Genomic DNA, 23,304 nt, shown 5'->3' on the forward strand with positions numbered 1-23,304 from the left:
TTGTGAAGTAGCGCCGCCATCGCGAGCAGGCTCGCTCCCACATTGGATTGCGTTCTTCCTGAGAGAACTCGATCACCTGTGGGAGCGAGCCTGCTCGCGATGGCGACAACTCGGTGCCTGAGTCTGGCCCACAGATTGAGTCACCCCAAAATAGAACAGGCCCCCGACACGAATGCCGGAGGCCTGTAACGGCCACATCCCTGTGGCCTTTCGCATGAACTCCAAAGCGACGGCAAACGTATATCCTGGCCCGCTTGCCGCGCCTTCTCCCAGTCCAGGCGAGAAGTCTTAGCCTTACTCGGCTTTCAGGCCGTCAGCCGATACGGCTTGGACGCCTTTGATTTTCTTGGCGATCGCAACGGCAGTTTTTTTCTGCGCTTCGGTCACGGCAACAGTCGACGACAGGGACACAACACCTTTGTTGGTTTCCACTTTGATGTCGGTGCCAGGAATGCCTTTCTCGGTGACCAGGTCAGCTTTGACCTTGGTGGTAATCCAAGTGTCCTTGGTTTCTTCCTTGGCCTTGGTCACTTCGCCAGCAGCCAGCATCATCGGCGCCTGAGTCGCTTGAGTGGTCTCGGCGAATGCGCTAGCCATGGTCAAGGTCAGTGCGGTTGCAGCGGCGGCAGTGATAGCGAACTTCTTCATACGAGTAACTCCTGTTTTTCTCAAAAACTGCCGGACGTGCATCCCGGCAGGGTTATCAGGAGTAGTGCGAAGGCTGTGCCACTTTTGAAATATTTATCAATTGCTTATAAATCAGTAAGTTAAGCGAAGCGGCGATTTTCGTGATCATGCAAAATGCATGAAGCGGTGATTCTGGACATGCAACTTGCGGGTTTGGGTCTTTTTCTAAGCTAATGAATTGCGAAGGATTTTCTTTAGCGAGGGAGCCCGCTCCCTCGCTATCCGATCAAGCGAACTTCAATTACGGAGCCGCTGTACCAGTACAGCCAGCTGGCAAGAACTCCTGGGCAGCCGTCGAACCGCAACTCCAAACACCTTCGGCAGAACGGGTAAGAGTGATCGCCTTGCCAAGGACCGGAGCGGGCGCGTTCAACAAGGTGCATGCGATGGTACCCGTTCCAGCCGAAGCAGTACCTGAAGCGGTCAAGGTGCAATTGCTGGTAGGCGATGTCCCACCAATATTGGCCAATGATGGGTTGGTGCCTTGATTCATGATGTCCTCGAACGGCACCTTCAACGCAGATACTTCCGCCAGCCCCGCCGTCGCCTTGGCTCGCGCCTGGTACTTGGAATATTGCGGCAACGCAAAGGTCGCCAGAATGCCGATGATCGCCACGACGATCAGCAGCTCGATCAAGGTAAAGCCACTCTGCTTATTCATAGACATCTCCCATGCATGAGTCGGAATCTCATGACCTGAAACGGCCATTGCAGGGCACATGCCAACCCGGAAACCCGATGAATAAGGGGTTTCAACCAGCCCAACGGCGACGTCCTACCTAAACAACCGCACTATCTGACGTTTTTTGTCACTCCGGCTCGCTGGTTTGGCGTCGATGCTTGTCTAGGCTATAAGTCATGAACTGTTCGCCGCCGGGATTCCCATGAATGACATCGCCCTCAGCGGCCTGACCAAGCAATTGGTACTGGCCGAACTGCTCACCGAGCAAAGCGCGCAACAGGCGTATCAACAGGCCCAGCGCAGTCGCATGCCCCTGGTCAGTTATCTGGTACAGAACAAACTGGTCCAGAGCCGCCAGGTCGCGGAAATCGCCTCGGAGCACTTCGGCGTCGCCCTGCTGGACCTCAACAGCCTGGACAAGGAAACCCAGCCCACGGGCCTGGTCAGCGAAAAACTGGTGCGCCAACATCACGCCCTGCCGCTGTGGCGACGAGGCAACAAATTGTTCGTGGGCATCTCCGACCCCACCAATCACCAGGCCATCAATGACATCCAGTTCAGCACCGGCCTGACCACCGAAGCCATCCTGGTGGAGGACGACAAGCTCAGCGACGCCATCGAAAAATTCTTCGAATCCAGTAGCACGGGCCTGGAAGGCATGGGCGATGTCGACCTCGATGGCCTGGACATCGAATCGATCGACGATACCAAGCAGGATTCCATCGCCGGCCAGGACACTGACGACGCGCCCGTGGTGCGCTTCGTCAACAAGATGCTGCTGGACGCGATCAAGGGAGGCTCTTCCGACCTGCACTTCGAGCCCTATGAAAAAATCTACCGCGTGCGGGTACGCACCGACGGCATGCTGCGAGAAGTCGCCAGGCCGCCGATCCAACTGGCCAACCGCATCGCCGCACGCCTGAAAGTCATGGCCAGCCTCGATATTTCCGAACGACGCAAACCCCAGGATGGGCGCCTGAAAATGCGCCTGTCGAAAAGCAAATCCATCGACTTCCGGGTCAACACCCTGCCCACGCTCTGGGGCGAAAAAGTGGTGATCCGGATCCTCGATCCGTCCAGCGCGCAAATGGGCATCGATGCCCTGGGCTACGAACCGGACCAGAAAGACCTGTACATGGCGGCCCTCAAGCAACCGCAAGGGCTGATCCTGGTGACCGGCCCGACCGGCTCGGGCAAGACCGTATCGCTGTACACCGGGCTGAACATCCTCAACACCGTGGACATCAACATTTCCACCGCTGAAGACCCGGTGGAGATCAACATGGAAGGCATCAACCAGGTCAACGTGAATCCACGCCAGGGGCTGGACTTCGCCCAGGCCCTGCGTTCGTTCCTGCGCCAGGACCCGGACGTGATCATGGTCGGCGAGATCCGCGACCTGGAAACCGCCGAGATCGCCATCAAGGCCGCCCAGACCGGGCACCTGGTGCTCTCCACCCTGCACACCAACAGCGCCGCCGAAACCCTGATCCGCCTGCAGAACATGGGCATCCCAGGGTTCAACATCGCCACCGCCGTGCACCTGATCATCGCCCAGCGGCTGGCGCGCAAGTTGTGCAGCCACTGCAAGAAGGCCATCGAGATTCCCGAAGAGACCTTGCTCAAGGAAGGCTTCCCCCGGGAACGCATCGGCACATTCACGATCTATGAGCCGGTCGGTTGCGAACAGTGCAACCATGGTTACAAAGGGCGCATGGGGGTTTATGAAGTGGTCAAGAACACGCCCGAGCTGCAGCGGTTGATCATGGCCGAGGGCAACTCGCTGGAAATCGATCTGCAAATGCGCAAGGACGGTTTCAATGACCTGCGTACATCGGGGCTGCTCAAAGTGATGCAGGGCGTCACCAGCCTCGAAGAAATCAACCGGGTCACCAAGGATTGAACATGGCGGTCAAAGCAGTCAAAACCGATGTTTACACTTGGGAAGGCAAGGACCGCAAAGGCACGAAAATGACCGGCGAGCTGACGGGCCAGAGCCCGGCCCTGGTCAAGGCACAGCTGCGCAAACAAGGCATCAACCCGCAGAAGGTACGCAAGAAATCCACCTCGATATTCAGCAAGGGCAAGCGCATCAAGCCATTGGATATCGCCCTCTTCACCCGCCAGATGGCAACGATGCTCAAGGCAGGCGTGCCGCTGTTGCAGGCGTTCGACATCATTGGCGAAGGCTTCGACAACGCCAATATGCGCAAGCTGGTGGACGAGGTGAAACAGGAAGTCGCCGCCGGCAACAGCTTTGCCGCATCGCTGCGCAAATGCCCGCAGTATTTCGACGATCTGTACTGCAACCTGGTGGACGCCGGTGAACAGGCCGGCGCCCTGGACACGCTGCTGGACCGGGTCGCGACCTACAAGGAAAAGAGCGAAGCCCTCAAGGCCAAGATCAAGAAAGCCATGACCTATCCAGCCGCCGTCGTTCTCGTCGCCGCAGTGGTCACGGGGATCCTGCTGGTCAAGGTGGTGCCGCAGTTCGAATCGGTATTCTCCGGGTTCGGTGCGCAGTTGCCAGCCTTCACGGTGATGGTCATCGGCTTGTCAGAGTTCATGCAGGAGTCATGGTGGATACTGCTCGGCGGGATGGTGGGCGGATTCTTTGGCGTGAAATACGCGCTCAGACGCTCCGAGGCCTTTCGTGACTGGCGCGATAAATGGCTGCTCAAGCTGCCACTGATCGGCACCCTGATGTACAAATCCGCCGTGGCCCGCTACGCCCGCACGCTCTCCACCACATTCGCCGCCGGCGTGCCGCTGGTGGAAGCCCTGGACTCGGTGTCTGGCGCCACCGGCAACGTGGTGTTCAAGCGCGCGGTGCAGCGCATCAAGCAAGACGTCTCGACCGGCATGCAGTTGAATTTCTCCATGCGTACCTCAGGGATCTTTCCGAACCTGGCGATCCAGATGACCGCCATCGGCGAAGAATCCGGTGCGCTGGATGACATGCTCGACAAGGTGGCGAGCTTTTATGAGGCCGAGGTGGACAATCTGGTGGACAACCTCACCAGCCTGATGGAACCCTTCATCATGGTGGTCCTGGGGGTCGTCGTCGGTGGCCTGGTGGTTGCCATGTACTTGCCCATCTTTCAACTCGGCTCTGCGATCTGACATGCCCCTGAGCGAATTCTTCGTGCTGTATCCCCTGGCTTTCGTGCTCGTTGCGGCACTGCTCGGTCTGATCATCGGCAGCTTCCTCAACGTGCTGGTGTGGCGCCTGCCAAAGATGCTCGACCGCGAATGGCGCCTGCAAGCCCACGATCTGCTGGGCCTGCCGGCTGAAACCCCGGGCCCGGTCTACAACCTGATGCTGCCCCACTCCCAATGCCCGCACTGCGGCCATCGCATCCGCGCCTGGGAAAACATTCCGCTGCTCAGCTACCTGATGCTGCGCGGCCGCTGTTCAAGCTGCGCCGCGTCCATCGGCAGGCGTTATCCCCTGACCGAACTGGCCTGCGGCGCGTTGTCGGCGTTCGTCGCCTGGCACTTCGGCTTCGGCTGGCAGGCGGCGATGGTGATGGTGTTGAGCTGGGGCCTGCTGGGCATGAGCCTGATCGACGCCGAACATCAATTGCTGCCCGATACCCTGGTGTTGCCGTTGTTGTGGCTGGGCTTGATCGTCAACAGCTTCGGGCTGTTCGTTTCCTTGAACCAGGCGATGTGGGGCGCGGTGGCCGGTTATCTGGCGTTGTGGTCGGTGTTCTGGGTGTTCAAGCTGATCACCGGCAAGGAGGGCATGGGCTACGGGGATTTCAAGCTGCTGGCGATGCTGGGGGCTTGGGGTGGCTGGCAGATCCTGCCGCTGACGTTGTTATTGTCGTCGCTGGTGGGCGCCGTTATCGGGGTCATCGTGCTGCGCCTGCGTGATGCCCCAGGGTCGACGCAGATCCCCTTTGGGCCTTATCTGGCCATTGCCGGCTGGATTGCCTTGCTCTGGGGTGGTCAAATAACCGACTTCTATTGGCAGTCTGTCGGTTTCTAATGAATACCCCCCTGGAAAAACCCTGGATTCTCGGCCTGACCGGTGGCATCGGCAGCGGCAAGAGCGCGGCAGCCCAGCATTTCATCGACCTGGGCGTGCACGTGATCGACGCCGATCATGCGGCGCGCTGGGTGGTCGAGCCCGGGCGCCCGGCGCTGACGAAAATCGCCGAACACTTCGGCCCCGGTGTATTGCAGGCCGACGGCACCCTTGATCGGGCGGCGCTGCGCAAGCTGATCTTCGAGAATGCCGACGAACGCCGCTGGCTCGAGGCGCTGCTGCATCCGCTGATCGCCGAGGAGATCGCCCATCATCTGGCCCAGGCACAATCGCCCTACGCGATCCTGGTATCGCCACTGCTGATCGAGTCAGGGCAGTACGCCATGACCCAGCGGATCCTGGTGATCGATGTGCCGGAACAACTGCAGATCGAACGTACCTTACAGCGCGACCAGACCAGCGAGCAGCAGGTCCAGGCGATTCTCAAGGCCCAGTCCAGCCGCCAGGATCGCCTGAGCCATGCCGACGACGTGGTGGTCAACGACCGCGACCTCGCCTGGCTGCACAGCGAGGTCGAGCGCCTGCATCACTTTTACCTTACTTTGCGTGGAGGCCAGTCATGAGCCAAATCCCAACCGTTGATTGCCCAACCTGTGGCGCCCCCGTGGAATGGAGCCCAGAGAGCAAGTTCCGGCCGTTCTGCTCCGATCGCTGCAAGCTGATTGACTTAGGCGCCTGGGCGTCGGAAGAACACAAGATTCCGGTCAGCCCCGATGCCGAGGATGAGCTGTTCAGCGAAGATTTCGAACCTCGCTCACACCACTAACTCAGAACCGGTTGAATCATTGTGGCGAGGGGATTTATCCCCGTTGGGCTGCGAAGCGGCCCCCAAAAAAGCTGATGCAGTCAATCTGAAACACCACAGTGTCAGGTTTCAAGGCTGCTACGCAGCCCAGCGGGGCGGTGCGACGTTTCGCTAAATCCCCTCGCCACAGAGTCATCGTTTCCTGGCGGGCGGCATTCAGCCACTAAGGCCGCATGAAACCGTAGTCCTGTTCATCGTCGAGGTTTTCCGCCAGGAAACTCAACTCATCGGCCAGGTCTTCTGGGCTGCGCACTGTCTTGCTCTGCTGCACGATCGCACTGAGCAAGGCACGCAGGCTCAAACCCGGGTCGAAGCCGATCTCCATTGCGGCATCGTGACTACGCCTGATCTCTTGTCTCGCCCACTCATAAACACTCATGGTTGTGCTCCTGGAAGTTTTCCAGAGCATGAAGGGCGTGCGATTGTGCAGCCTTGACGTGAATCAAGGCTTGTCGTCATCTTTCCAGGGCGCCGACAGATAGCGCGTGCGGTTGAACGTCTCCAGCCATTCGGGGCTGAACACCACCAACGCACTGATCACCATGCCGTTGATGAAGGCCTCGGGAAAAATGATCAGCCAGAGGTAGCCGACAAAATCTTCCAGCCAGTAAGGCATGGCGAATATTCCGTCGTACCACAGCAGGCCAAGCCCCAGCAGCAGGCACGCCAACGCCGAAAGCGCGGCAGCGAGAAAACCCGAGCAGAAGATATATACGAACAGATTGCGCGGCTGGGCGCGCTCCACCAGGATCGCGCAACACTCGGTAACCAGCACCGGCAACAGGATCAACAGCGTACCGTTGACCCCTACCGCCGCCATGTCCTGACGCCCCAGCAGCACCAGCGCCAGTTGTGCGCACAGGCCACCCAGGATCGCCAAGGGCCAGTCCAGCAGCAACGTCACGGCGGTCATGCCGATGAAGTGATACGAAACGCCCGTGTCGAAATCCCGGCGCACCAGCCACAGCATGAACAACGCCAGCACCGTGCCGAACAGCAGGTGCTGGCGACGACTGTCGGTGAACAACTCGACCCACGGTACCCGCGACACCGCCCAGGCCAATACCGGCACATAAATCAGCCAACCGGCCGCCAGGGTCTGCGGTGAGAGCAGTTCAGCACCGATCATGGGACTACTCCTTTCACTTGCCCTTGCATCAAAGACTCCTTGATCGCTCCACGATCCAAGCGGGCAGTCTACACCCCGCCCCATAACGGCCATTAATCAACGCAACGCTTCCAGCTTGTCGCAATTGAACGCTAAGCTTGGGCTCATGGATGACTCCGATTACTTACGCCTGCTGACCATCGCGGCCGAGCAAGCCAACGCCTTTCTCTCCAATGCCCGCAAATGGGAGCGTGAGCGTTGGGTCTGCCAACGCCTGTTGCAAGGGTTGAACGTGCCCTATCGCGCCGACGAGTTCGCCCCCGCCGGTGAGCCGCCGGACGTGTTGTTTCGCGACGCCAACTTCGAGGTGTTTTTCGTCCTCGACGAGGGCCGGCGCCTCAATGACGAATGGCGCGACGAACTGCAACGTCGCCGCAGCGCGTTCTCCCTGAGCCAACTGGTGCGCCGCGAAGCCAAGCCCCGGCGGATCCCGGCCAACGAGTTCCTGATGCGGCTGGCCCCGACCCTGCGCAAGAAAGCCCACAACTACACCGAGCGCGGCATGGACCTGGGCGACCTGGACATCATCGCCTTCGCCAGTCTCAAGCGCGAAGTGCTGGACCTCAACAGCCATTTCCCGCCGCCGACCGAATACCTGCGCCAGGGCTGGCGCTCGCTGTCGCTGGTGGGGCCGACGTTTGCCCGGGTATTGTTCGCCCATCCCGACGCGCCGGATTTTCTGCGCAGCAACCTGGGGCGCAGCATTGTGTTCGATGTCGGGATCAGCCTGTGAGCCCGTTGCAGGAGTTGATCGCCGCCGTGCCGCAGCAGGGCCGCGTACGCTGGATTGGCGTGCGCCCCCAGGGCCATGCGCCCATGATTGAACTGGACGCCGTGGAGGCCCGCCTGGAAGCCGGCCTGACAGGCGATCATGCCCGCCCCGGCGTGCGCAATGCCCGGCAAGTCACCTTGATTCAGTGGGAACACCTGGCCGTGATCAGTTCCCTGATGGGCCGCCCGGCGGATCAACCGGTGTTGCCGCAAGAGCTGCGACGCAACCTTGTGATCAGCGGCATCAATCTGTTCAGCCTCAAGGGCCGGCGCTTTCGCATCGGCCAGGCGATCTTCGAAACCACCGGCTGGTGCCAACCGTGCGCTCGACTGGAGCGCAACCTCGGTGAAGGGACGTTCCAGGCCGTACGCGGCCATGGCGGAATCACAGCCCGAGTGTTAAAAAGTGGAATCATTCGCCTGGACGACAGCCTGATCGTCGAACCCGTTCCGGCGAGCGGCTACGCTGCTTTCAATGCCGGCTAGCCGGACGCTGTAACGTGTTCACATTCCGCAACGTCTACCTGACGAGGCCTTTATGACCAGCCGCCTGAACCCAGATGACCAGAAGCATGTCGAAGAGTACCTGCAACTGTCCCAGCACCGAGTCGAGCGCCGGCCCTTCCGGCCGTGGATGCTCCTGGTGGTGGTACTGGCCGTGACCATCGGCCTGGGCCTGTTGAGCCGACTGATCAGTTACCTGACGCTATGAGCCGCTTGATGCTCGCGCGGGTAACGGCACCGATTTCCTTTAGCCTTGCGAGATATCCCCATGACTCATCGTATTGTCATCGTTGGCGGCGGCGCCGGCGGTCTGGAGTTGGCTACCCGTCTGGGTAAGACTCTGGGCAAGCGCGGTACGGCCAGTGTGATGCTGGTCGACGCGAACCTGACCCACATCTGGAAACCCCTGCTGCACGAAGTGGCCGCCGGTTCCTTGAACTCCTCCGAAGACGAACTCAACTATGTTGCCCAGGCAAAATGGAACCACTTCGAGTTCCAGCTGGGGCGCATGAGTGGCCTGGATCGCGAGCGCAAGAGAATCCAACTGGCCGCCACCTATGACGAGGGCGGCGTCGAATTGTTGCCGGCCCGGGAACTGGGCTACGACACCCTGGTGATTGCCGTCGGCAGTACCACCAACGATTTCGGCACCGAAGGCGCGGCGCAGCACTGCCTGTTCCTCGACACCCGCAAGCAGGCCGAGCGCTTCCATCAGCAATTGCTTCACCACTATCTGCGGGCCCACGCCGGGCAGACCGATATCGTCGAGCGCATCAGCGTCGCCATCGTCGGTGCCGGTGCGACCGGGGTCGAACTGGCGGCCGAGCTGCATAATGCCGCCCACGAACTGCATGCCTACGGCCTGGACCGCATCAAACCGGAAAACATGCACATCACCCTGATCGAGGCAGGCCCACGGGTCTTGCCGGCACTGCCGGAGCGCATCGGCGGACCGGTGCACAAGACCCTGGAAAAACTCGGGGTCAACGTCATGACCAACGCCGCCGTCAGCCAGGTGACCGCCGACAGCCTGATTACGGCGGATGGCAAAGTGATCGACGCGAGCCTGAAAGTCTGGGCCGCCGGGATTCGCGCACCGGACTTCCTCAAGGACATCGACGGCCTGGAGACCAACCGGATCAATCAGTTGCACGTGCTGCCTACGCTACAGACCACCCGTGACGAGAACATCTTCGCCTTCGGTGACTGCGCCGCCTGCCCGCAACCCGGCAGCGAGCGCAACGTCCCGCCCCGCGCCCAGGCAGCGCATCAGCAGGCCTCGCTGCTGGCCAAGTCCTTGAAGCTGCGGATCGAGGGCAAGGCCCTGCCCGAGTACAAGTACACCGACTATGGCTCGTTGATCTCGCTGTCGCGGTTCTCGGCGGTGGGCAACCTGATGGGCAACCTGACCGGCAGCGTGATGCTCGAAGGCTGGCTGGCGCGGATGTTCTACGTGTCGCTGTACCGCATGCACCAGATGGCGCTGTACGGCATGTTTCGCACGGCGATGCTGATGTTGGGCAGCAAGATCGGGCGTGGGACTGAGCCTCGGCTCAAGTTGCACTGAGGATAAAAGCGACGCGTAAACTGCTCGTGACAGCGATGGGTTCTAGAGGTGCATCGCCTGTTCCATCGTTTTCGCGAGCAAGCCCGCTCCCACAGTTGATCGCATACTCATGAAATACTCGATCTCCTGTGGGAGCGGGCTTGCTCGCGAAGGCGGCAGTGCAGTCAATAGTCATCTAAACGATAAAAATCGAGCTGCGCAGCATCAATCAACCTGAAACCGCTGCACCATCGTGCGCAGCGAATTCGCCAGTTGCGACAACTCATGGCTGGAGGCGCTGGTCTGGTCCGCGCCCGAGGCCGAGCGCACCGACAAGTCACGAATGTTCACCAGGTTGCGATCCACCTCACGGGCGACTTGCGCCTGTTCTTCGGCGGCGCTGGCGATCACCAGGTTACGCTCGTGGATCTCGTTGACCGACGCCGTGATGGTCTGTAGCGCCTCCCCTGCTCGTTCCGCCATCGCCAGGGTGCTGGCGGCGCGACTGGAGCTGGCCTGCATGGAGTCGAGTGCCTGGGTGGCACCGCTGCGCATGCCCTGGACCATCTGTTCGATTTCCTGGGTCGATTGCTGCGTGCGATAAGCCAGCGCCCGCACCTCGTCCGCGACCACCGCGAACCCACGTCCACTCTCACCCGCCCGGGCCGCTTCGATGGCCGCGTTGAGGGCCAGCAGGTTGGTCTGCTCGGCGATGGCCCGGATCACGTCCAGTACCTTGCCGATATCCTGCGACTGGTTGGCCAGGGACTGCACCAGGCCGCCAGTCACTTGCACGTCGCTGGCAAGGGCGCCGATGGCATCGACCGTGTCGCTGACCCGCTGCTGCCCAAGGGACGCCGACTCACTGGACTGACGCGTGGCATCGGAGGTGGAAACCGCATTGCGCGCGACTTCCTCCACGGCGGTGGTCATTTCGGTGACGGCGGTGGCCGCCTGTTCGATTTCGTTATTCTGCTGTTGCAGGCTGTGGGTGCTATCGATGGTGACCGTGTTCAGCTCATCGGCGGCGGTCGCCAGTTGGGTAGCCGAGCCGCTGATACCCTGCAGGGTTTCACGCAGGTTCTGCTGCATGGTCGCCAGCGCCTTGAGCAAGCGGCTCACTTCGTCGCTGCCGTGGGTCTCGATCGGTCGGGTCAGGTCGCCTCGGGCGACGTTCTCGGCGGCATTCAACGCCTCGCCCAAAGGCTTGACGATACTGCGTGTGAGCAGCATGGCCAGGGCCACCGTCGCCAGGGCGGCGAGCACGATGAACAGGCTGACGATCATCCGGGAATTGACGTAGTGCTCCTGGGATTTCTGGCTCTCGATGGAGACTTGTTTGGAGAACAGCTCCGCCAGGTCGTTGAGTTGTTTGCCGGAACCGTCTACCACGGTCTTCATGTCCACCAGCAGCAGCTTGATCAGCTCATCCCGGCGCCCTTGTTCCGCCAGGGTGAAAGATTGGGCGATGCCCGTGCGGTAAGCGGCGAAGGTCTGCTTGAACTGGTCATAAAGCGCCTTGCCTTCAGGCGTGACGACCAGCTTTTCGTAACTGGTGATTTTTTCGCTCAGCTCCTTGTCGCGGGTATCCATTTGCCCACGGTACACAGGGATGTTCTTCGGATCCTGGTCCAGGGCCATGCGCAGTGAAATCGTGCGGATGCGCAACATCAATTCACGGATCTCGTCACCGCCACGAATACTGGGCAACCACTGGGTTTCTACCGCAACTTCACTGTCACGGATACTCGACATCTGTCCCAGCGCAAACACTCCGAGCAGCGCCACCAGCACGGCGATCAAAGCGAAACCCAACGCAGCACGGGGGGCGATATTCAGTTGACGAAGAACCATGGGAAGCGCCTTTTTATTATTGGCCTGAAGTGGGGCCATGCCCCTGTCGCTGGGTTATCGGCAGGTTGTACGATGACTTAAGGCAATCTGCTTTATCGCAGGCAAAAAAAATCCCCGTATCTTTCGATACGAGGATTTTCAATATGGTCGGGGTAAGGGGATTCGAACTCCTGACATCCTGCTCCCAAAGCAGGCGCGCTACCGGACTGCGCTATACCCCGGTAAAAAAAAGGCGACCTTCGCAAGTCGCCTTCTCGATCAGCGCTTTTGGCCTCTGATCTTAAGATTCGATTCCAGCGAACTGGTTTCAAAAATGGTGGGTCGTGTGGGATTCGAACCTACGACCAATTGGTTAAAAGCCAACTGCTCTACCAACTGAGCTAACGACCCAAAAATGGTCGGGGTAAGGGGATTCGAACTCCTGACATCCTGCTCCCAAAGCAGGCGCGCTACCGGACTGCGCTATACCCCGATTGAAATGGCTCCGTGACCAGGACTCGAACCTGGGACCCAATGATTAACAGTCATTTGCTCTACCGACTGAGCTATCACGGAACTGATATTTCAAGTTACAACGTTGAAGCTAGCTTCAACCTCTTCTACTCTTACGCATCGCTGCGTTCGTGTGTCTGAGGCGCGCTATTCTACAATCTTCAAAACCTCTGTCAACCCCTTAAATTGCTTTCAAGACAATGATTTGCAACTTATTTTGGATTCCTTCTCAGGGAGAAGTCGTCCTTGGGGTGACTGACTGCGGGGCGCACTTTACAAGCCTTTTCCTTTGAGTTCAACGGCCTGATGAAAAAAATGGCCTCGCAAAGCGAGGCCATTCCAATTGCAGGCGATGCCGGCTTTCAGTTGAAGACGATTTCGTCGTTCTCCACCGTACCGGTCACGGTTTCACCCGGCATGAAGCGACCCGACAGGATCAACTGCGCCAGCGGGTTTTCGATCCAGCGCTGGATCGCCCGCTTCAGCGGCCGTGCGCCATAGACCGGGTCGTAACCCACGGCAATCAACTTGTCCAACGCCTCATCGCTCAACTGCAGTTTCAGCTCACGCTCGGTGAGGCGACTGCGCAGGCGACCCAACTGGATCTCGGTAATGCCGGCAATCTGATCACGGGCCAGCGGCTCGAAGATCACCACTTCGTCGACCCGGTTGATGAACTCTGGTCGGAAGTGGGTAGAGATCGCATCCATCACCGCAGCGCGCTGCGCCTCGCGGTCACCCACCAGTTCCTGGATCTGCGTCGAACCCAGGTTGGAGGTCATCACGATCACCGTGTTACGGAAGTCCACCGTGCGCCCGTGGCTGTCGGTCAAGCGACCATCCTCCAGCACTTGCAGCAGGATGTTGAACACATCCGGGTGCGCCTTCTCGACCTCATCGAGCAGGATCACCGAGTACGGCTTGCGCCGCACAGCCTCGGTCAGGTAGCCGCCCTCTTCATAACCGACATAACCCGGTGGCGCACCGATCAACCGTGCCACGGAATGTTTCTCCATGAACTCGGACATGTCGATGCGCACCATGGCCTCTTCCGTATCGAAGAGGAACTCGGCCAACGCCTTGCACAATTCAGTCTTACCGACACCGGTAGGGCCGAGGAACATGAACGAACCGCTCGGCCGGTTAGGGTCCGACAGCCCGGCGCGGGAACGGCGCACGGCGTTGGACACCGCCACCACCGCTTCTTCCTGACCGATCACGCGCTGGTGCAGCAGGCTTTCCATCTTCAGCAGCTTGTCACGCTCGCCTTCGAGCATTTTCGACACCGGAATGCCGGTCCACTTGGAGACCACTTCGGCAATTTCTTCCTCGGTGACCTTGCTGCGCAGCAACTGGTTTTCGCTCTTGCCGTGCTGGTCGACCATTTGCAGGCTGCGCTCCAGGTCCGGGATCACCCCGTACTGCAGCTCGGCCATGCGATTGAGGTCGCCTTTACGGCGGGCCGCTTCCAGCTCCTGGCGGGACTGTTCGATCTTCTGCTGAATCTGCGCCGAACCCTGGACTTCGGCTTTCTCCGAGTTCCAGATTTCCTCGAGGTCGGAATACTCGCGCTCATGGCGAACGATTTCTTCCTGCAACCTTTCCAGACGCTTCTTCGCCGCTTCGTCGCTTTCTTTCTTCAGGGCCTGGGATTCGACCTTGAGTTGAATCAGGCGCCGCTCCAGCCGATCCAGCACTTCAGGCTTGGAGTCGATTTCCATGCGGATGCGGCTGGCCGCCTCGTCGATCAGGTCGATGGCCTTGTCCGGCAATTGGCGGTCGGTGATGTAGCGGTGGCTGAGCTTGGCCGCCGCGATGATCGCGCCATCGGTAATCGCCACCTTGTGGTGAACTTCGTAGCGTTCTTTAAGGCCGCGCAGGATAGCGATGGTGTCTTCTTCGCTCGGCTCCTCCACCAGTACTTTCTGGAAGCGCCGCTCAAGGGCCGCGTCTTTCTCTATATATTGGCGGTACTCGTTGAGCGTGGTCGCGCCGACGCAGTGCAACTCGCCACGGGCCAACGCAGGCTTGAGCATGTTGCCGGCGTCCATCGAGCCTTCACCCTTGCCCGCACCGACCATGGTGTGCAGTTCGTCGATGAACAGGATGATCTGCCCTTCCTGCTTGGACAGTTCATTGAGCAGCGCCTTGAGCCGCTCTTCGAATTCACCACGGTATTTGGCACCGGCGATCAAGGCCCCCATATCCAGGGACAACAGCCGCTTGCCCTTGAGGCCATCCGGCACTTCGCCGTTGATGATGCGCTGGGCCAGGCCCTCGGCGATGGCGGTTTTACCCACGCCCGGCTCACCGATCAGCACCGGGTTGTTCTTGGTACGGCGTTGCAGCACCTGGATCGTGCGGCGGATCTCGTCGTCACGGCCGATCACCGGGTCGAGCTTGCCTTCTTCGGCACGCTTGGTCAGGTCGACGGTGTATTTGTCCAGCGCCTGGCGCGACTCTTCGTGGTTGGCGTCGTTGACCGCTTCGCCGCCACGCAGGTTGTTGATGGCATTTTCCAGGGCTTTCTTGCTTACGCCCTGGCCAAGCAGGAGTTTGCCGAGCTTGCTGTTTTCGTCCATGGCGGCGAGCAGCACCAGCTCGCTGGAAATGAACTGGTCGCCCTTCTGCTGGGCCAGGCGGTCGGCCTGGTTGAGCAGCCGCGCCAGGTCCTGGGACATGTTCACGTCACCGGTCGGATTCTGGATCTTGGGTAACTGGTCGAGTTCCTTGGCCAGTTCTTTGCGCAGGCTGTTGACGTCAAAGCCGACCTGCATCAGCAGCGGCTTGATGGAGCCGCCCTGCTGTTCGAGCATGGCTTGCATCAAATGCGCCGGTTCGATACCGGGATGGTCCAGGCCGACGGCCAGGGACTGGGCATCGGACAGGGCCAATTGTAATTTGCTGGTTAAACGATCAATACGCATGGGTCACCTTCCTAATGAGCAGGCCGGACCTTGGAAACATCCTGAATGAAGAAACCTGCCAGATACCGTTATAGATGTGGTCGATTCTGGAAGATTCAAGCCGGGCGCCCTTGATACAGATCAGAGAAGTCTAGCGTTCGATCCAGACCAGCGAGGCGAAGCGACCGGTGCGCGGATTGCGGCGGTAAGAAAAGAAACGTGGGTCGGTCACAGTGCAGAAATCACCACCGTAAACGGCCGTGACACCGCGTGCGGCCAGGCGCAGCCGTGCCAATTGGTAGATATCGGCCAGGAATTTGCCGGCATTGGGGCTCGCAGCAAAGGCTTGGCTCGTCTGGGGCAATTGCGCGATGAAGGCTTCACGCACCTCCGGCCCGACTTCAAACGCTTGCGGACCAATGGCCGGGCCGAGCCAGGCGAGGATTTCATCCGCGGGCACGGCAAGGCTGTCGAGGGTGGCTTCCAGCACACCGTTGGCCAGCCCGCGCCAACCGGCATGGGCCGCCGCGACGCGGGTGCCGGCACGGTTGCAGAACAGCACGGGCAGGCAGTCCGCCGTCATCGCCACGCAGGCGATACCCGGCGTCTCGGTCCAACTGGCATCGGCGGTGGCTACCTGGGTGGGGTCAGCCTCGACCACGGCAATGCCGTGGACCTGCTGCAACCAGGCCGGGGTGATGGCGAATCGATCGGTGAGGCGGCGACGGTTTTCGGCGACGGCTCCAGGGTCGTCGCCCACATGGTCGCCCAGATTGAGACTGTCGAACGGCGCCAGGCTGACGCCACCCGCACGGGTGGTAACGCAGGCCTTGACCCGGGCCGGCGCAGGCCAGTCGGGTATCAGCCAGTCACTCATCCGACGAACGCCTCGCGATCCTGCTTGAGCAACGTCAGCAGCCAGACGAAGTCATCCGGCAACGGCGACTCCCAGCTCATGCGCTTGCCGGTCGTCGGGTGATCCAATTCCAGGAAACGCGCGTGCAGCGCTTGGCGCGGGAAACTCTTCAGCGATTCGACCATGGTCTGGCTGGCAGCCGGCGGAATACGGAAGCGTCCGCCGTAGGCCGGGTCACCCACCAATGGGAAGTTGATGTGAGCCATGTGCACACGAATCTGGTGGGTACGGCCGGTTTCCAGCTTGACCCGTACATGCGTGTGGGAGCGGAAGCGTTCGAGCACGCGGTAATGGCTGACCGCCTGCTTGCCACCCTCCATCACCGCCATGCGCTGGCGCTGCTGGCCGTGACGACCGATGGGGGCGTTGATCTTGCCACCGGCGGTGACTACGCCGATCACGATGCACTCATAGATACGGCTGACGCTGCGGCTTTGCAACTGAGTGACCAGTTGTGTCTGCGCCTGGATGGTCTTGGCCACCACCATCAGACCGGTGGTGTCCTTGTCCAAGCGGTGGACGATACCGGCGCGCGGAACGTTGATGATGTCCGGGACGTGATGCAACAAGGCATTGAGCAGCGTGCCGTCGGCATGCCCGGCCGCCGGGTGTACCACCAGGCCCGCAGGCTTGTTGATCACCAGAATGTCGTCGTCTTCATAGACGATGTCCAGGGCGATGTCCTGGGCGACCCATTCTCCCTGGGCCTCCTGCTCGGCGGTCAGCTCGAGGATGGCGCCGCCATGGACGATGTCGCGCGGGCGGATCACCGCCCCATCCACAGTCAGGCGGCCGTCCTTGATCCAGGCGGAAAGGCGCGAGCGAGAGTGCTCGGCAAAGAGTTGTGCGGCGACTTGATCGAGGCGTTGGCCGCCCAATTCGGACGGCACCTCTGCGCGAAGTTCTATTTTATCGGACATGCTCGGACTGGGCGTCGGCACAGCCTTTGGTTTCGGCTGCGCGCTTGTGGTTAAATACGGCGTCTTTTGCCCCGAGGCTTTTCAACGGGGCGCTCATCATAACAGGACGGCCCCGCCCAAGACAGCGGCCGTCATAGGGACGCAAGCCGCCATGCAAGTGAAACACCTGCTGCTGATCGCCATCCTCGCATTGACTGCTGCTTGCTCGTCGAAGGAAGTCGTAGACGAAAACCTGAGCGAAGTCGAACTGTACCAACAGGCGCAGAACGACCTGGATAACAACAGCTATACCAGCGCCACCGCCAAGCTCAAGGCGCTGGAGTCGCGGTATCCGTTCGGTCGCTACGCCGATCAGGCCCAATTGGAGCTGATCTACGCCAACTACAAGAACGCCGAGCCGGAAGCCGCCAAGTCCGCCGCCGAGCGTTTCATTCGGCTGCACCCGCAGCACCCGAACGTCGATTACGCCTATTACCTCAAGGGCCTGACCTCCTTCGACCAGGACGTCGGCCTGCTGGCGCGCTTCCTGCCGCTGGACATGACCAAGCGTGACCCAGGCGCCGCGCGCGACTCCTACAATGAGTTCGCCCAGCTGACCAGCCGCTTCCCCAATAGCCGCTACTCGCCGGACGCCAAGCAGCGCATGATCTACCTGCGCAACCTGCTGGCTTCCTACGAAATCCACGTGGCCGACTACTACCTGACTCGTCAGGCCTACGTCGCCGCCGCCAACCGTGGTCGCTACGTGGTGGAAAACTTCCAGGAAACCCCATCGGTGGGCGACGGCCTGGCCGTGATGACCGAAGCGTACCAGCGCCTGCACCTGGACGACCTGGCGGCCACCAGCCTGGAAACCCTCAAGCTGAACTACCCTGATCACCCATCCCTGGTCGATGGTCAGTTCACCCCACGAGTCGACGAAGCGGACAACCGTTCGTGGCTGAGCAAGGCGACCCTGGGCCTGATCGAGTCCCGCCCACCCCTGCCGCCGGGAGAAACCCGCGCCAACCAGGACGTGCAGCGTCAGTTCCAGGATGCCAAGGAAGCCATCCCGAACGAACTCAAGCCCAAGGATGAAAATGGTGACGTGATCGAAGAAGAAGAGCCTGAGAAAGAGTCCGGCGACCGCTCCTGGTTCAGCCACCTGACCTTCGGCCTGTTCGACTGAGACCAGGGCATCAGCCAAAAGGGAGACCCGACGGTCTCCCTTTTTTGTGCCTGGCTTTTATTGCGCTGTGCGCCGTTCCTGTCCTTGGCTAAACTGCCGGATCATTAGCCAAAAAGCCGCCCATCATGCTTCGTTTATTGTTCTGGATCGCCCTGATTGCCGCCGCGGTATGGTTCTGGCGCAAGTTCAAGAGCACCTCTTCCCCATCGCAGGCGCCCCGCGAGCAGGACGCTCCACCCATGGTCCGCTGTGCCCATTGCGGCGTACACCTGCCCCGCGACCGGGCATTGGCCCTCGAACAACAATGGTATTGCAGCCAGGCTCACCTCGAGCAAGGCCCGGGCACTCGTGAGCGCTGAGGCCTCCAGCCCGCGCGAAAAACAGACGCAGCGCCTGCTGCGTCTCTATCACCTGTACCGCCTGAGCATCGGCATCACCCTGGTGCTGCTGATTTCCAGCAAACTGGACAATCGCCTGCTGGAGTTCGCCAACGACGACCTGCTGCGCAGTGGCAGCTGGTTGTACCTGGTGCTGAATATCCTGCTGGTGGTGTTTCTTGAAAACACCCGCCGCCCTGCCCGCCTGTTCGGCCTCGCCCTCACCGACGTGCTGTTGCTCTCGTGGCTGTTCTTCGCCGCAGGCGGTGTGCCCAGTGCCATCGGCAACCTGCTCATCGTCTCGGTAGCCATCGGCAATACGCTATTGCGAGGCCGGGTCGGCCTGTTGATCGCCGCTGTCGCCACGATCGGTATCGTCGGCTCGACTTTCTTCCTCGGCCTGAGCGACTCGAACCGCCCCAGCAGCTATCTGCAAGCCGGCACCCTGGGGGCACTGTGCTTCGCCGCCGCCCTGCTGGTACAAGGCCTGACTCGACGGCTGGAAGCCAGCGAAACCCTGGCTGAGCAACGGGCCAGCGAAGTGATCGGCCTTGAAGCACTCAACGCACTGATCCTGCAACGCATGCGCACCGGCATCCTGGTGCTGGACCGCGAACGTCGGGTACAACTGGCCAACGAAAGCGCCTTGAATCTGCTGGGCATGCACGACCTGGTCGGCCAGCGGATCGATGACTACTCCGTCGCCCTGGTCGAGCGCCTGCAACTATGGCGGAACAACCCTAGCCTGCGCGCGCAAAGCCTGACCATCAGCGGCACGGGCCTGACACTGCAACCGAGCTTCATCGCCCTGGGCCACAACGAGCAGCATCAGATCCTGGTCTTTCTCGAAGACCTGGCCCAGGTTGCCCAGCAGGCCCAGCAACTGAAACTCGCCTCCCTCGGACGCCTCACCGCTGGCATCGCCCATGAAATCCGCAACCCCCTGGGCGCCATCAGCCACGCGGCGCAATTGCTGCGCGAATCCGAGGAACTGAACGACGCGGATCGACGTCTGACGCAGATTATTCAAGATCACTCCCAACGAATGAATCGCGTCATTGAAAACGTCCTGCAGCTGTCTCGCCGCCAGCAAACCACGCCCCAACGCCTCGATCTGCGGACCTGGCTCGAGCAGTTCGTCCGACAGGCGCGCGAAAGCATGGCCGAGCACCAGCAATTGCACCTGAGCATCGATCCGGGCGACTACACCACGCTGATGGACCCCGACCAGTTGACCCAGGTACTCGACAACCTGCTGCGCAACGCCTGGCGCCACAGCGCAATGGCCCACGAACAGGCCGAGGCCTGGCTGAAACTGTTCATCGACCCCCACAGCCAGCTATCCACACTGGACATCATCGACAACGGCCCCGGCGTGACTCCAGAGCAGCAGGCGCACTTGTTCGAGCCCTTCTTTACCACCAGCAGCCAGGGCACCGGCCTTGGGCTCTATCTGTCCCGTGAGCTGTGCGAAAGCAACCAGGCCCGCCTAGACTTCAAACCACGCCAAGGCGGCGGCTGCTTTCGCATCACCTTTGCTCACGGACGGAAACAGATTTGAATACTCGCTCACGGCAACGAATCCTGATCGTCGACGACGAACCGGACATCCGCGAACTCCTGGACATTACCCTGGGCCGGATGAAACTCGATACCCGCAGAGCCAAGAACCTGGCCGAGGCCCAAAGCCTGCTGGCGGGGGATACGTTCGACCTGTGCCTGACCGACATGCGCCTGCCCGACGGCACCGGCCTGGAACTGGTGCAACACATCCAGCAACGCTACCCGCAACTGCCCGTGGCGATGATCACCGCCTACGGCAGCCTGGAAACCGCCATCGACGCCCTCAAGGCCGGCGCCTTCGACTTCCTGACCAAGCCGGTCGACCTGGGCCGGCTGCGGGAGCTGGTCACCAGTGCCCTGCGTCTGCCGCCGGTCGCCATACCGGCCACCACCATCGAGCGCTGCCTGCTGGGCGACTCTCCACCGATGCGCAATGTGCGCAAACAGATCGAAAAACTCGCTCGCAGCCAGGCACCGGTGTACATCAGCGGCGAGTCGGGCTGCGGCAAGGAACTGGTCGCCCGGCTGATCCACGAACAGGGCCCCCGCTCCAACCAGGGTTTTGTGCCAGTCAACTGTGGGGCAATTCCCACGGAGCTGATGGAAAGCGAGTTTTTTGGCCATCGAAAGGGCAGCTTCAGCGGTGCCATCGAAGACAAGCCCGGGCTGTTCCAGGCCGCCCATGGCGGGACCTTGTTCCTCGATGAAGTGGCCGACCTGCCCCTGGCGATGCAGGTCAAGCTACTGCGCGCCATCCAGGAAAAGGCCGTGCGCGCAGTTGGCGGCCAACAGGAAGAAGTGGTGGACGTGCGAATCCTCTGCGCCACCCACAAGGACCTGGATGCCGAAGTCGCCGCCGGGCGCTTTCGCCAGGATTTGTATTACCGGCTAAATGTCATCGAACTGCGCGTCCCGCCCTTGCGCGAACGCCGCGAGGACATCGAACCGCTGGCCAACCACATGCTCCAGCGTCTGGCCATGAGCACCGGCAGTCCGGCGGCAAAGCTCCATCCACAAGCCCTGCAAGCCCTGCAAAACTACCGTTTCCCGGGCAATGTGCGGGAGCTGGAGAACATGCTCGAACGGGCCTACACCCTTTGCGAACAGCAACAGATCGAAGCCGACGACCTGCGCCTGGCCGAAGGCAACAGTGCCAGCGAGGCGGGCAACCCGGATTTGATGCAGGTCGACAACCTGGAGGATTACCTGGAAGACGTCGAGCGCAAGCTCATCCTCCAGGCCTTGGAGCAAACCCGCTGGAACCGCACGGCGGCGGCGCAGCGGTTGAAGTTGTCGTTTCGGTCGATGCGGTATCGGTTGAAGAAGTTGGGGTTGGATTGAGCCGCAGTTTCGAAGCCCGCGCCTGCCTCTGTGGCGAGGGGATTTATCCCCGTTGGGCTGCGAAGCAGCCCCAAAGCAGCGTTTCAATCAACCTGACACTCCGAGATCTCAGATCCCAGCGGGAGCAAGCTCTCTCGCCACAGGTTCGGCGTTCACCCTCTGTAACGCCGCTCTCTAGCCCTCCGGCACAGGTACCCGCTCGTCCAGAACACGATTGGCCAATAACTCACTCAACTCAATCAATTGCTGTACTCCCAAGGCGATATGTCGCCGCGAGCCTTCAAGTTTGAAGGCCAGGTCGCTGATCGTTGCGTTGGCGGAGGCCAGGGTTTCGCTGAGGTTGGTGAGGAGGCATTCGGTGTCGATGCCGTCCACTACAGTGAATAACTGGTTTGAGGTTGGTTTCTTTTTGGCTTCGGGTTTTGGGCCGAGGTAATAGTCGAGGGCGCGTTTGGCGGCTTCATCAAGCCCTTTTGGATTAAGGCTGGAGTCAGGAGAAGTGTTATTGGTTTCTGAAGGTGGTAGGGATTTGTCACTCATTGCGGTACTCCAAAGAGGGAATGGATTACCAAGTTTTTCGGGCCGCGACGCCCGGACGCTGAATTGGCAGCGACGGGAAAAGGTTAGCCAGAGTTCTTCCCACCCGGCAACCGCCGGAGCTCGTCGGAAAATTCGGCTCGAATCAGAATCTTGTCCGACCATTCCCACAAAGCCTGGTTGGCTGTGAGGGCGGGGTGTATATCCGTTTCTGCGGTAACGGCTACTTATGGTTCCGCTCTTACAGCGGGTCACTTTCGAAAAGCGCGAAAGTAACCAAAGCGCTCCTGCCCACCACTCGGCACCTCGCCTAGGCTCGGTGTGCCCGAACGAAGGCATTGCTCCGTGGGCCCGCCGCGAAGGACCATCCATGGTCCAGCGCGGCTATCCCGGCATCCATGCCGGGATGCCCACTACGCAATACCTGCGTTCGGCCAGCGTGGTTAACGGGGCGCCGAGATCAACGTCCACCACGAGGCGGCCTGATAGCCGACCTGACTCTTGGTAAGACCGCGTTTCTCCTGTGGGAGCGAGCCTGCTCGCGATAGCAGTGGATCTGCTTGCATCAGCGTTGGATGTGCCGCCGTCTTCGCGAGCAGGCTCGCTCCCACAACTGGATCGGTGTACGGCCGGAAGAACTAGGTCGGCTGTCAGGCCGCCTCGCGAGCAAGCTTTGCTCCCACAAATCTGACAGGTGTACGACCGGGAGAAGCAGGCCGGCTGTCAGGCCGCCTCGCGAGCAAGCTTTGCTCCCACAAATCTGACAGGTGTACGACCGGGAGAACCAGGCCGGCTGTCAGGCCGCCTCGCGAGCAAGCTTTGCTCCCACAAATCTGACAGGTGTACGACCGGGAGAGCCAGGCCGGCTGTCAGGCCGCCTCGCGAGCAAGCTTTGCTCCCACAAATCTGACAGGTGTACGACCGAGAGAACCAGGCCGGCTGTCAGGCCGCCTCGCGAGCAAGCTTTGCTCCCACAAATCTGACAGGTGTACGACCGGGAGAACCAGGCCGGC

At 60.6% G+C, this 23,304-nt stretch carries 22 protein-coding genes, 4 tRNA genes and 1 pseudogene; 13 read left to right on the forward strand and 14 right to left on the reverse strand.

From position 1 onward, the window contains the following. Nucleotides 1-294 precede the first annotated feature (294 nt). Both AC30D9_RS28945 and AC30D9_RS28950 read right to left on the reverse strand, forming a co-directional pair. Nucleotides 295-648: a BON domain-containing protein gene (locus AC30D9_RS28945; protein ID WP_134925862.1), complete on the reverse strand. Its 354-nt coding sequence runs from the start codon at nt 646-648 to the stop codon at nt 295-297. A 280-nt stretch (nt 649-928) separates the two neighbouring features. Next, nucleotides 929-1,348, reverse strand: a complete 420-nt coding sequence (locus tag AC30D9_RS28950; RefSeq protein WP_134925863.1) for a pilin — start codon at nt 1,346-1,348, stop codon at nt 929-931. Nucleotides 1,349-1,571: 223 nt separating this feature from the next. Between AC30D9_RS28950 and pilB the strand changes: the two genes are divergently transcribed. Genes pilB through yacG form a run of 5 tightly spaced genes read left to right on the forward strand, consistent with a single transcriptional unit; the run spans nt 1,572 to nt 6,189 of the window. Next, nucleotides 1,572-3,272 carry a type IV-A pilus assembly ATPase PilB gene (gene pilB, locus AC30D9_RS28955; protein ID WP_307576418.1) on the forward strand — a complete coding sequence of 567 codons (1,701 nt, stop codon included), beginning with the start codon at nt 1,572-1,574 and terminating at the stop codon, nt 3,270-3,272. A gap of 2 nt (nt 3,273-3,274) precedes the next feature. Then, nucleotides 3,275-4,492, forward strand: coding sequence for a type II secretion system F family protein (locus AC30D9_RS28960; RefSeq protein WP_109756361.1), 1,218 nt, complete (start codon nt 3,275-3,277; stop codon nt 4,490-4,492). 1 nt (nt 4,493) lies between these two features. Continuing rightward, nucleotides 4,494-5,363 carry a prepilin peptidase gene (locus AC30D9_RS28965; protein ID WP_307576414.1) on the forward strand — a complete coding sequence of 290 codons (870 nt, stop codon included), beginning with the start codon at nt 4,494-4,496 and terminating at the stop codon, nt 5,361-5,363. Further along, nucleotides 5,363-5,986: a dephospho-CoA kinase gene (coaE, locus tag AC30D9_RS28970; protein ID WP_307576412.1), complete on the forward strand. Its 624-nt coding sequence runs from the start codon at nt 5,363-5,365 to the stop codon at nt 5,984-5,986. The genes AC30D9_RS28965 and coaE overlap by 1 nt, the downstream gene beginning before the upstream one ends. Continuing rightward, the gene (gene yacG / locus AC30D9_RS28975; RefSeq protein ID WP_109756364.1) at nt 5,983-6,189 is read left to right on the forward strand and encodes a DNA gyrase inhibitor YacG; all 207 of its coding nucleotides are present in this window, start codon (nt 5,983-5,985) and stop codon (nt 6,187-6,189) included. Before coaE ends, yacG begins: the two co-directional genes overlap by 4 nt. Nucleotides 6,190-6,391: 202 nt before the next feature. Here yacG and AC30D9_RS28980 read toward each other — a convergent pair whose 3' ends face one another. Further along, nucleotides 6,392-6,607, reverse strand: a complete 216-nt coding sequence (locus AC30D9_RS28980; RefSeq protein WP_013694234.1) for a hypothetical protein — start codon at nt 6,605-6,607, stop codon at nt 6,392-6,394. 63 nt (nt 6,608-6,670) lie between these two features. Then, a complete protein-coding gene (locus tag AC30D9_RS28985; protein WP_307576408.1) occupies nt 6,671-7,357 on the reverse strand; it encodes an energy-coupling factor ABC transporter permease in 687 nt (228 codons plus the stop codon). A gap of 145 nt (nt 7,358-7,502) precedes the next feature. On the opposite strand from AC30D9_RS28985, the gene AC30D9_RS28990 reads away from it, so the two are divergent. The 4 genes from AC30D9_RS28990 to AC30D9_RS29005 are packed head-to-tail and all read left to right on the forward strand — an operon-like array spanning nt 7,503 to nt 10,238. Continuing rightward, the gene (locus AC30D9_RS28990; RefSeq protein WP_003205682.1) at nt 7,503-8,129 is read left to right on the forward strand and encodes a DUF1780 domain-containing protein; all 627 of its coding nucleotides are present in this window, start codon (nt 7,503-7,505) and stop codon (nt 8,127-8,129) included. Further along, complete coding sequence (locus tag AC30D9_RS28995) at nt 8,126-8,653, forward strand: MOSC domain-containing protein (RefSeq protein ID WP_134925867.1); 528 nt, start codon at nt 8,126-8,128, stop codon at nt 8,651-8,653. Before AC30D9_RS28990 ends, AC30D9_RS28995 begins: the two co-directional genes overlap by 4 nt. Nucleotides 8,654-8,705: 52 nt before the next feature. Next, a complete protein-coding gene (locus tag AC30D9_RS29000; protein WP_003185543.1) occupies nt 8,706-8,879 on the forward strand; it encodes a DUF3094 domain-containing protein in 174 nt (57 codons plus the stop codon). A 60-nt stretch (nt 8,880-8,939) separates the two neighbouring features. Further along, nucleotides 8,940-10,238, forward strand: a complete 1,299-nt coding sequence (locus AC30D9_RS29005; RefSeq protein WP_109756367.1) for an NAD(P)/FAD-dependent oxidoreductase — start codon at nt 8,940-8,942, stop codon at nt 10,236-10,238. A 204-nt stretch (nt 10,239-10,442) separates the two neighbouring features. Here the strand turns inward: AC30D9_RS29005 and AC30D9_RS29010 are convergent, their stop codons facing one another. The 9 genes and pseudogenes from AC30D9_RS29010 to rluD form a co-directional block, all read right to left on the reverse strand. Further along, nucleotides 10,443-11,309: a methyl-accepting chemotaxis protein gene (locus AC30D9_RS29010; RefSeq protein ID WP_373459266.1), complete on the reverse strand. Its 867-nt coding sequence runs from the start codon at nt 11,307-11,309 to the stop codon at nt 10,443-10,445. Next, a pseudogene (locus AC30D9_RS29015) lies at nt 11,301-12,110 on the reverse strand (MCP four helix bundle domain-containing protein); the annotation flags it as partial. The pseudogene AC30D9_RS29015 and the gene AC30D9_RS29010, both read right to left, overlap by 9 nt. Before the next feature lie 105 nt (nt 12,111-12,215). Continuing rightward, nucleotides 12,216-12,292: transfer RNA gene (locus tag AC30D9_RS29020), tRNA-Pro, on the reverse strand. 93 nt (nt 12,293-12,385) lie between these two features. After that, a tRNA-Lys gene (locus tag AC30D9_RS29025) sits at nt 12,386-12,461 on the reverse strand. Nucleotides 12,462-12,466: 5 nt separating this feature from the next. After that, nucleotides 12,467-12,543 (reverse strand) — tRNA-Pro (locus tag AC30D9_RS29030). A gap of 7 nt (nt 12,544-12,550) precedes the next feature. Then, nucleotides 12,551-12,626: transfer RNA gene (locus AC30D9_RS29035), tRNA-Asn, on the reverse strand. A 299-nt stretch (nt 12,627-12,925) separates the two neighbouring features. Next, nucleotides 12,926-15,490, reverse strand: a complete 2,565-nt coding sequence (gene clpB, locus AC30D9_RS29040; protein ID WP_053125348.1) for an ATP-dependent chaperone ClpB — start codon at nt 15,488-15,490, stop codon at nt 12,926-12,928. A gap of 130 nt (nt 15,491-15,620) precedes the next feature. Then, on the reverse strand, nt 15,621-16,346 hold the full coding sequence (pgeF, locus tag AC30D9_RS29045; RefSeq protein WP_490145346.1) for a peptidoglycan editing factor PgeF: 726 nt from the start codon (nt 16,344-16,346) through the stop codon (nt 15,621-15,623). Continuing rightward, nucleotides 16,343-17,305 (reverse strand): 23S rRNA pseudouridine(1911/1915/1917) synthase RluD, encoded by a 963-nt coding sequence (gene rluD, locus AC30D9_RS29050; protein ID WP_490145347.1) that lies wholly within the window; start codon nt 17,303-17,305, stop codon nt 16,343-16,345. Before rluD ends, pgeF begins: the two co-directional genes overlap by 4 nt. Nucleotides 17,306-17,456: 151 nt before the next feature. Between rluD and AC30D9_RS29055 the strand changes: the two genes are divergently transcribed. The 4 genes from AC30D9_RS29055 (at nt 17,457) to AC30D9_RS29070 (ending at nt 21,754) form a co-directional block, all read left to right on the forward strand. Further along, complete coding sequence (locus AC30D9_RS29055) at nt 17,457-18,473, forward strand: outer membrane protein assembly factor BamD (protein ID WP_134925869.1); 1,017 nt, start codon at nt 17,457-17,459, stop codon at nt 18,471-18,473. 125 nt (nt 18,474-18,598) lie between these two features. Then, complete coding sequence (locus tag AC30D9_RS29060; protein WP_134925870.1) at nt 18,599-18,832, forward strand: PP0621 family protein; 234 nt, start codon at nt 18,599-18,601, stop codon at nt 18,830-18,832. Beyond that, complete coding sequence (locus AC30D9_RS29065; RefSeq protein WP_134925871.1) at nt 18,822-20,411, forward strand: two-component system sensor histidine kinase NtrB; 1,590 nt, start codon at nt 18,822-18,824, stop codon at nt 20,409-20,411. Before AC30D9_RS29060 ends, AC30D9_RS29065 begins: the two co-directional genes overlap by 11 nt. Further along, the gene (locus AC30D9_RS29070; RefSeq protein WP_490145348.1) at nt 20,408-21,754 is read left to right on the forward strand and encodes a sigma-54-dependent transcriptional regulator; all 1,347 of its coding nucleotides are present in this window, start codon (nt 20,408-20,410) and stop codon (nt 21,752-21,754) included. The genes AC30D9_RS29065 and AC30D9_RS29070 overlap by 4 nt, the downstream gene beginning before the upstream one ends. A 174-nt stretch (nt 21,755-21,928) precedes the next feature. On the opposite strand, the gene AC30D9_RS29075 is transcribed toward AC30D9_RS29070, so the two are convergent. Beyond that, the gene (locus AC30D9_RS29075) at nt 21,929-22,294 is read right to left on the reverse strand and encodes a DUF6124 family protein (protein WP_490145349.1); all 366 of its coding nucleotides are present in this window, start codon (nt 22,292-22,294) and stop codon (nt 21,929-21,931) included. Nucleotides 22,295-23,304 lie beyond the last annotated feature (1,010 nt).

The sequence above is a fragment of the Pseudomonas sp. DF11 genome, from assembly GCF_058148565.1.